10 protein-coding genes are annotated in these 8,398 nt (G+C 39.9%); 6 read left to right on the top strand and 4 right to left on the bottom strand.

All coding sequences use genetic code 11. From position 1 onward, the window contains the following. Window positions 1-16: 16 nt before the first annotated feature. Together AC6F75_RS02660 and AC6F75_RS02665 are read right to left on the bottom strand one after the other, a co-directional pair. Window positions 17-1,039, bottom strand: coding sequence for an IS1634 family transposase (locus tag AC6F75_RS02660; RefSeq protein WP_500713402.1), 1,023 nt, complete (start codon window positions 1,037-1,039; stop codon window positions 17-19). Then, window positions 966-1,532 (bottom strand): hypothetical protein, encoded by a 567-nt coding sequence (locus tag AC6F75_RS02665; protein WP_500713403.1) that lies wholly within the window; start codon window positions 1,530-1,532, stop codon window positions 966-968. The genes AC6F75_RS02660 and AC6F75_RS02665 overlap by 74 nt, the downstream gene beginning before the upstream one ends. A 215-nt stretch (window positions 1,533-1,747) precedes the next feature. Between AC6F75_RS02665 and AC6F75_RS02670 the strand changes: the two genes are divergently transcribed. From AC6F75_RS02670 to AC6F75_RS02680, 3 genes are all read left to right on the top strand, one after another. Next, complete coding sequence (locus AC6F75_RS02670) at window positions 1,748-2,116, top strand: hypothetical protein (RefSeq protein WP_500713404.1); 369 nt, start codon at window positions 1,748-1,750, stop codon at window positions 2,114-2,116. Window positions 2,117-2,233: 117 nt separating this feature from the next. Then, entirely contained in the window at window positions 2,234-2,992 is a 759-nt protein-coding gene (locus tag AC6F75_RS02675) for an ATPase (RefSeq protein WP_500713405.1), read from the top strand. A 167-nt stretch (window positions 2,993-3,159) separates the two neighbouring features. Then, complete coding sequence (locus tag AC6F75_RS02680) at window positions 3,160-3,777, top strand: hypothetical protein (RefSeq protein ID WP_500713406.1); 618 nt, start codon at window positions 3,160-3,162, stop codon at window positions 3,775-3,777. Window positions 3,778-3,803: 26 nt separating this feature from the next. Here AC6F75_RS02680 and AC6F75_RS02685 read toward each other — a convergent pair whose 3' ends face one another. After that, the gene (locus AC6F75_RS02685) at window positions 3,804-4,706 is read right to left on the bottom strand and encodes a WYL domain-containing protein (RefSeq protein WP_500713407.1); all 903 of its coding nucleotides are present in this window, start codon (window positions 4,704-4,706) and stop codon (window positions 3,804-3,806) included. Between the two features lie 132 nt (window positions 4,707-4,838). Here AC6F75_RS02685 and AC6F75_RS02690 point away from each other — a divergent pair, with 132 nt between their 5' ends. Continuing rightward, entirely contained in the window at window positions 4,839-5,132 is a 294-nt protein-coding gene (locus AC6F75_RS02690; protein WP_500713408.1) for a hypothetical protein, read from the top strand. Window positions 5,133-5,273: 141 nt separating this feature from the next. Here the strand turns inward: AC6F75_RS02690 and AC6F75_RS02695 are convergent, their stop codons facing one another. Then, entirely contained in the window at window positions 5,274-6,938 is a 1,665-nt protein-coding gene (locus tag AC6F75_RS02695; protein ID WP_500713409.1) for an AAA family ATPase, read from the bottom strand. 127 nt (window positions 6,939-7,065) lie between these two features. Here AC6F75_RS02695 and AC6F75_RS02700 point away from each other — a divergent pair, with 127 nt between their 5' ends. Then, the gene (locus AC6F75_RS02700) at window positions 7,066-7,257 is read left to right on the top strand and encodes a hypothetical protein (protein WP_500713410.1); all 192 of its coding nucleotides are present in this window, start codon (window positions 7,066-7,068) and stop codon (window positions 7,255-7,257) included. A 428-nt stretch (window positions 7,258-7,685) separates the two neighbouring features. Continuing rightward, window positions 7,686-8,398: hypothetical protein (locus AC6F75_RS02705; RefSeq protein ID WP_500713411.1), on the top strand; the 713-nt coding region annotated here is incomplete at its 3' end.

An 8,398-nucleotide genomic window follows, 5' to 3' on the forward strand; every position in this document is an offset into this window, starting at 1 on the left:
TCCTGACTTGTCCATTTTAGTGCGGTGGGAATAATTTAGTGATAAGCCCGGTCATTTTGCTTGACGGGCTTGCCTTGATGGTGACGGTTTTATTGGTCATATGGTTCAAGATCTGCCCATCGGCTACTTTTTTCGATTCATCTATAAACCTTCTTATGGAAATTCCTGCTTTTATCTCGATGTGCTTCGAAATAACCAAAGCCATAAAGCATATCAATAGGTGAAGTTTTATAGGCTGTTCCTTAAAATGAAAAACAGGTCTGGCCTGCAGGTCGCTTTTCGACACCCTGAAAGCTTGTTCTATTCTATAAAGTTCGTGATAACGCTCAATGATGGTTTTATTGTCCACTGTTCGCTCTTCTAAATTGGTGTAATACCCTTTGATGCCGAGCAGCTTTTTTGTTTTTTCGATAAGCTCTTCGTTGAGTTCTACTTTCTGTTTATTGGTTTTGGTAAACTTTAGTTTCTTGGTTTTGGATGGCGTTTCAATCACTTGTTTTGCTTTTTCAACCTGTTTGTTCATTTCGTACATTTCGTACAAATCTTTGCCGTAGCGTACAGATGAATAGCTGCAAATCAGATAACCCAATGCCGTTTTCAGCCGGATGCTCCTACCGTCTTGCCTGTCCATTTCCTTGTCTACCGTTTCGAGCAATTCTGCCGATATATTGCCCATTCTTGCTCCTACAATATAGTTGATATTGCTTTGGGATAATTGTGTGATGTTTTCAGCACTGATCATAGCCGCATCCGCCACCACTGTAAAGTCCTTTACATTGTTTCTTTTAATAAAATCTTTGATAACGGGGATAATGGTATGTCCTTCAAAAGTATTGCCACTGAATATTTCATAGGCAATAGGAAAACCTTCTTTGGTGACCATCAATGCTATCAGTATTTGGGGCTGCTGCGATTTGTTGTCTTTCGAGAAGCCGTTCTTTCGTAGTTCATCTTCTTCAAAGGTCTCAAAATAAAGTGTTGTTACATCGTAAAAAACGATGTCGAAACCGAATGAATAATGCTCTTTGGCAAAAGCCACCACTTTGTTTTCTACATACTCTTTTAATCCGATACATTGTGGAGCTTAATCCGATACATTGTGGAGCTATCCTGTAATAGGTCTTACGGCTGTGTTTGATGCCAAAAAATCGCTCCATCAACTCTAAGGAACGAAGTTTGGATGCCGGCTCAAATATCCTTATGGTAACCAGGTCTCTTAGCAAAGGGGGTAAATCGGTAAACCCCAACCTATCCTGAATGGTAGTTATCTGTTGATTGAAAAAATGATACTGAACCCCTATAAACGTGCAGTGGTTCAGGTGTAACAGCTTATTAGGGCTTTCCTCAGGAAAAACAGATAGTTGTTTGGAATAGTCTTTTATCCACTCTTCTGCCATTATCATTAGTTCTTGCAGTTCGGCTTCACTATGTGCCGAACCGATATGCTGTATAATGGCCCGCTTATTGTTTTGATACCGCACTACCTGAACTGCCCGGGCTTTTGATGCGGTTTTTACCACCCTGATTTTCATAAAAAACACCCCTTAGTGCGGTAAATTTACTAAAATAAAAAACCAATTCTATGATATTCAAATGTTTATGACCGCACTAAATTTCAAGGGGACAAGTCAGGAAGTACCTGCCGTCTTACAATCCATACAAAGGCAGCAAAATCAAGCTCCACCAATTTCAACCGGAGCCCGGTGAAGAATCCCGGCAAATAACTGTACCAAAATCAGGACAACCAGTGAACCGGCACCGTATCAAAAATGAGACAAGTAGCGAACAAGCATCGGGTCCTTTTAATAAACATGATAAAACATATACAAACCTTTTAAACTTAAAAAAAGAAGAAGTCATAAATTTTTTTAAAAATGAATTTCAAAACCAACTTACGGAAAAACAATTACAAACCGAGGCCGAAAAATTCTACAACCACAACAAAGCCACCGGATGGATGATAGGAGGGAAGACCCCCATCAAAGACTGGCAAGCCGCCGCTCAAAACTGGATGCAAAAAGCCCTCGAAATCAAAACCAAAAAAGCAAACAAACCCATCGATAAACTAAAACACCTAAAAACCAATAGAAATAAAAATTATGACACCCCACTCTAAAAAAGCATTTTAAAAGCCCCTCTCCTTGGGAGAGGGGTTTGGGGTGAGGACAAGTACAGGCGCAACATCTTGCGCCTCATTTCACCAATAACAATTAACCATTAACTATTCAACATTATGAAAAACCTCTTCACAATCATCGACCACAACACCCAATACGTCCTGGGCAAATACCACAACAACCAAATCACTTACGATTTCAACAATACCCTCGAATACCTCGAAGCAAAAGGCAAGGAACGTTACGGCAACCACTTTAAAATCTACATGGAAGACCACGAACTCATTTACAAACTGATGATCTACACCATCAAAGACCAAAAAGCCTGTGCAGAAAAAGGCATCGACCTCAACAAAGGCATACTGCTCACAGGTCCCGTGGGCTGTGGTAAAACCATCCTAATGCAACTGATGCCCTGCATAACCCCGCAGTACAGGAAATACAACCTGTTCCCCACACGCAACATAGTCTTTGCCTTCAATGCCATTGGCTATGATGCCATCGAGCAATACACCAAGGAACCCACCTGCTGCTTCGACGACCTCGGTGCCGAACCCACCGGCAGGCACTTCGGACATGACTGCAATGTAATAGCAGAAATACTCATTTCCAGATACGACGAATTCACCAAAATCATCAAAAAAACAAACAACCCATCCCAGGCACAATTACCCCTGGAAAACCCGGAAAACCAAAACCTAACATTCAACATCCCAACAATGAAAACAAACAACACCCACAAAATCACCCACCTTACCTCAAACCTCAACGCCCACGAAATCGAAGACCGCTACGGAGAAAGAGTCCGCTCCCGCCTTCGCGAAATGGTAAACGTTCTGGCTTTCCCCGGAAACTCCCCGGACAAAAGAACCTAACCAATCCCCGCGCTTCGTCCTCCGAAACTTGCGAAAGCAAGTGAAGGAGGATAGCGGAAAAGCAAAATTAAAAAACAAAAAGCACCGTCATCACGATCCGCCAGAGGCGGAGAAGTGAACTCGTCAATAAAACGCAACCTTGAACATTAAACTTTAAACTTTGAACAATGAACGCAACCCAATTCTGGACTTGGTTCCAAGACAACGAACAAAAACTATACATCCTGCCACTCCTCTCAACAGACGAAAAGGAAGAATACCTTTACTGGCTGCAAACCCATTTAGACTACTACTGCGAGGGATTTGGATTCAAAATCAATCCGTGTAAAACATACACTACACCGGCAACACTCGCGATTCTTACCAATGACGATCCGGAGTTAAAACACTATGCCTTGGAACTGGTGCAAGCTGCACCTCCTATGGACAACTGGACAGTAGTCACATACCATAGAAAAAAGGAAGAAATTACCGAAAATAAAACCGTGGGTCCGTCCAATTTCAAACTAAAGGTCAACCAGCTCTACTTCCAACCGGTCTTTAAAATCAACGACGACACCAAAATCACCATCAACATTTTTACCACCAAAAAAGTGTCCTATGCAAAAAGAAAGCAGTTCAAAAAACTGTGCACTCAAATCCTGATTAGTATGGTAGGAGAAGAAACACTGGAAGAACACATCAGTTTCATACGCTGCAACCTAAAAGCTCAAGTGCCGGGAGTGGCTATCAAATTCATTCACTTCCATCAGTTTATTGATAGTTTGAAACAGATTTATAAGTAGCACATCTGTTAGTTTATTGAAGGTAATTATTTATAACGAGCCAGCGCCTCCTCCAACTTTCCCACAACTTGACTGCGCAATGACTCCGGCTCCAAAACTTTTATCTGGTTGCCCAGCGACAGTAATTCCATCACAAAATCATACGTGGGGTGAACATAGAGCTCAATACGATATTCCTTTTCGTTATTGATGAGTTCTTTTTGGCTGGAGTGCAGCGGGAGTGATTCTACATATTTGCCTTGTTCTACAGTAAAAGACAACATCACTCGTTCGGGTTTCGAGGCATCACCCACCACACCAAAACAATATTGAAAGGCTATTTCAGGATTGTAACCTTCCGGAGGCGTAAAAGGCGTTCGGGTAATTTCCAGATTAGTGATACGGTCCAGGCCAAAAGTTTTAATTAAGCCGTCCTTATGGTCTTTGGCAATTAAATACCAACGGTAACGAGCTTCCTTGATAGCAAGAGGTTGTACGATACGCGAAGTAGGCTCCTCAAAACCTTCCCAGTACTTTTCATGGGTAAACCGGATTTCCACCTTGTTTTTAATGGCGTGCAACAAACCGTGCAGGTTTTCTGTGCCCGAAGGTTTTCGTTTTTCAGGGATGATGTGCTGCTCCATCGAACTAGACAGATTCAAGGCATTAAACATCTCAAATGACTCCATCATACGGTCCTTGTAAGCATCAGAACCATCGTAAACAATTTCATAGACATTCCGGCTGCGATCATTTTTGATTTCAATATTGTAGAGCGAGGCTATTTGCTGGATGTCCCTTTGGAAAGTACGTTGCGACACTACCAGGTTGTAACCGGTGATTTCACTTTCTAATTCCAGAATAGATTCAATTTCCTCAAAACTACGAGGCCGTATCCTCAATTTAGAAATCAAAAGCAATTGACGGAGTTGGGTTTCATGGACTGACATAGGATGCATTTTTAAACTTTCATTTCAAAGATAAACTTTAAAAACGACAAGTTGTGTCGCTATCGAAACGTATCTTCGATTAAGAAGCAAAGAGCTATCAAACTATACTATTAACCTTTAAAACATAAACTTATGGAACCCTACAGAGAAAAAATTCTAATGACTTACAAATTCCTTTTAGAAACACACGAAGAGCTGCAAACAAGAACTATAAACGTCGGAATGACCGGTGTAATGGCAGATGTCAACAGCGTTTTCAAAGAAGGCGACACTTACAACTTTGATATGGACCAGTTTCGGGACACTTCAGAAACTAATTTAAACTTATTGGTTGAATTTTTTGATAATTTGGAAACCCTTATGAATTCCCTGGCCAACCTCAACGACATTACGGAGGAAGAACTGGAGGAAATGGAGCAAGACTAATAAAAGTGCTATTTTGCCACGAAGGCACCATCCCGAAAGCTTTCGGGACAAAGTTTCACTAAGACTTAAGGGTTAGAAAATCTATACTTTGTGTGTCTGGGTGCCTTCGTGCCTTGAGTGTCCTGCTTACTTTCAATCACTTTAAGGTTTACTAAAACCTACTCTGGTTACTTCAGTTGTCAGCGTCTCTTCCAGACAAAAATTCATTAAATTTTCAAGTGTGACTTGTTCCCCATGAATGATTTCGTGGATTTCATTTTTACGTAGGACATTGTCTATCTGCCCACCTGAAAAATCAAACTTTTCCGCCAATACGCTACACTCCTTCATGTCCAGAAGTGGCAATTTTAATTTCCAGATTCTTGCCCTGATAGAACTTTCGGGTTTCTGGAACTGAATCTTAAACAAAAACCGCCTTTCAAAGGCCGTATCCAGATTGTTGACAAGATTTGTAGTTGCAATTAAAATACCTTCAAAGTTTTCCAGTTCTTCCAAAATGATATTTTGGATGGCATTTTCAGTCTGGGCAACATTTGAACTTCCAATAGACCTCCTCTTTGAGATAATGGCATCAGCTTCATTGAAAAGGAGGATGGGCGTTCGCTCACATTCTTTGGATAAAGCCTTGTAATCTGTAAATATCCGTTTAATGATTTTTTCACTTTCGCCAAACCACATTGACTTGGACTTGCTTATTTCAACTTTCATCAATTCCCGGTTGGTTTCTTTGGCCAGTTGTTTTGCTATTTCCGTTTTACCTGTTCCGGGTGAGCCGTGCAAGAGCGCTGTCACACCTTTTGGTAAATTTTTACTTGTTAAGCGTTCCTGGGTTTCTTTAAATTTGGTATCGATCAGTACCTCTTTAAGCATAAATAGTTGCTTCATCTCTGACTTGCTAAAAATCAATTCCCGTTGAGGAATATCAGCGGGCGATAATATGTTTTCTTTTTTCTTCAGATTCATAAAAAGATTGATACCACTTTCTTTCAGTAAGCTATTGGAATGCTCTGTTAACTTCATATCGCTGTTATTAAAGAAGTTGGCATCTATAATTTCGATTAAATTGCTCTTAATAAGCGTGTTTTCGCCAAACAAAAACTTTTGCATATACCTGATTCTTTTGCATGCATTATCAAAAATGTCTTCCAAAGCTCTGCCAATATCTATGGTCTCACTACCGGAAATAGACTTCCAAATCAAATGCAGATACACACAGGTATCTTCTATATCAAGCTTTAAGTTATCTATCTTGTTGATTAAGGGGAAATGCATATGAGAGGATAACAATTCGTCTGTACTACTATACAATGCACGGGTGGAGATTTCTGAATTCCTTCTTAAATCCCCCAGTGCGGCTATTTTCTCAAGCAATTCATAAATATCTGAAATCGAATTTTCCTGTAAGTCAGGCATAGGTTCATTCTGTAAAATAGCCTCAGATATTTTTTCGTTTACGGTAAATTGATCGTTAGCACCTGCCAATTTTACCCTGTGCCTGGATTTTTCCCTTCCGAAGATGCCTGAGGTACTTAAAAACTTTAAATCATCGCTATATTCCAAAATTTTCATCGGATTACAGTCAAAATAATCTATCATATCATTGAGATCGACACTATCTCCTTTGTAATTCAAAGCAAACACGATCGCAATAAAAAACGACTGGCTGTTGGTGGTGCCAAAATATTCCGAAAGTGAAGTCAGTTCACCTTCTATCTTGGTGAAAAAGGTCTCTTCGAGTTTACACTCTTTTGATGCTTCATAGATTTTCCCGATGCTGTCCAGGACTTTTAATTTACAATTTACCATATCTCAGATATTTTTGTGCAAAGAAATCGGTGTGGGGCGACAAAAGATGTCGGTATGAAAATAAATCAAAACGACACAAAATGTCCACACCCACTTTTACTTTTGAGCAAACCTTAAAAGCAAAATCATGTCAATCCTTCAGGAATATAACAATAACACAAACCTCTTAAACAGCAAAATTGAAGAAACACTAAAGGCAGTCACCCAACTCAAAGAATCCGTAATAAAGCTCAAACAGTTTGAACGTGCAGCCCAAATCGGGGAAATGGAGAAGCATCTGGAGCAAATGAAAAGAGACGTTTTCACTTTCACAACTTAATTTATTAAATCTGTAAATGTCACATTTTAGAACATATACTTAATGAATTTGTAAAAAACAGATAATGAAATCCATGGATATTATGCAAATAGTTTAAAAGTGCTTGTAAAAAATACTCTTAAATCTTTAAATTTCCCGGCCTAAGAAACATAACCGTTAAGAATTTTGTGAAATGGGCCGTTAAGCATTTTCTTCTGTTTGAGCCGGCAAGATTTATATTATAGATACGAAGTAGACATTTATTAGAATATGATAATTACATTTATGATTAGCAAGGCGAGTTAAGAAAATAGGACCGAGCGTAAAAAAAATGTCCTGAGGACATTTTTAGCGAAGGAGCCAGCCTGTCGCGCGGAGAAAAGATGCGCCGCCACTCACCGTACAACTACGCCTTTAACAACCCCATATTCTGGATAGACCCGGATGGTATGGTACCGCAGGTCCATGTCATCGGGTCAAATAAAGATGGAGAGTCAGACCTTGCTGGTGCGATGTACGAGGTGAATGCTATTTTTGCAAGGAATAGAGCGGGATTAATTGGAAAAAGTAGTAGTGGATGCCCAAATGGGGATTGTGTGGATGGAGGTGAATTATCGGTAATAGATTTAGGGGTTGTTAAAGCTAAAAAAGCGGAAAGCAATGACAATTGCAATGACCAAGATTGTGATCTCGGCGCAGGTATACATAGTTGGGGAGCTCCAGATATAGGATATCAAGACAGAGGTAGACCCGGAAAAGCACAAGGCGAGTTGAACATAACAGATTTACCCACAGGTGGAAGCGGAAGGTCATTTACAAATTTAATTGCCAAGTGGTTTCATAAAATGGCTGAAACTATTAATCGTGTATTTCCATTATCTGATAAATATGGTCCCAACCGTAGCACCATGGAAACCAATAATGAGGAGCCGGTGGAGCCTCCATCTGTTCAACAACAAGTAGATAGGCATTTTTTAGAAGGTTTTAGAGATGGTCAAAAAGTTAATTCTAGAATGGTAAGAAGCAATGATAGAGAAAAAGCTGTGAATGAGGCGAATACTGTTTTAAATGAAAATCCTTATGACTCGATTAAAGTGACAGAACATTATCGAAGATCTCCTGCTAGTGGAGAATATAGAACACGAAGAGACACAACAATTGT

The sequence above is a fragment of the Planktosalinus sp. genome (assembly GCF_059864935.1).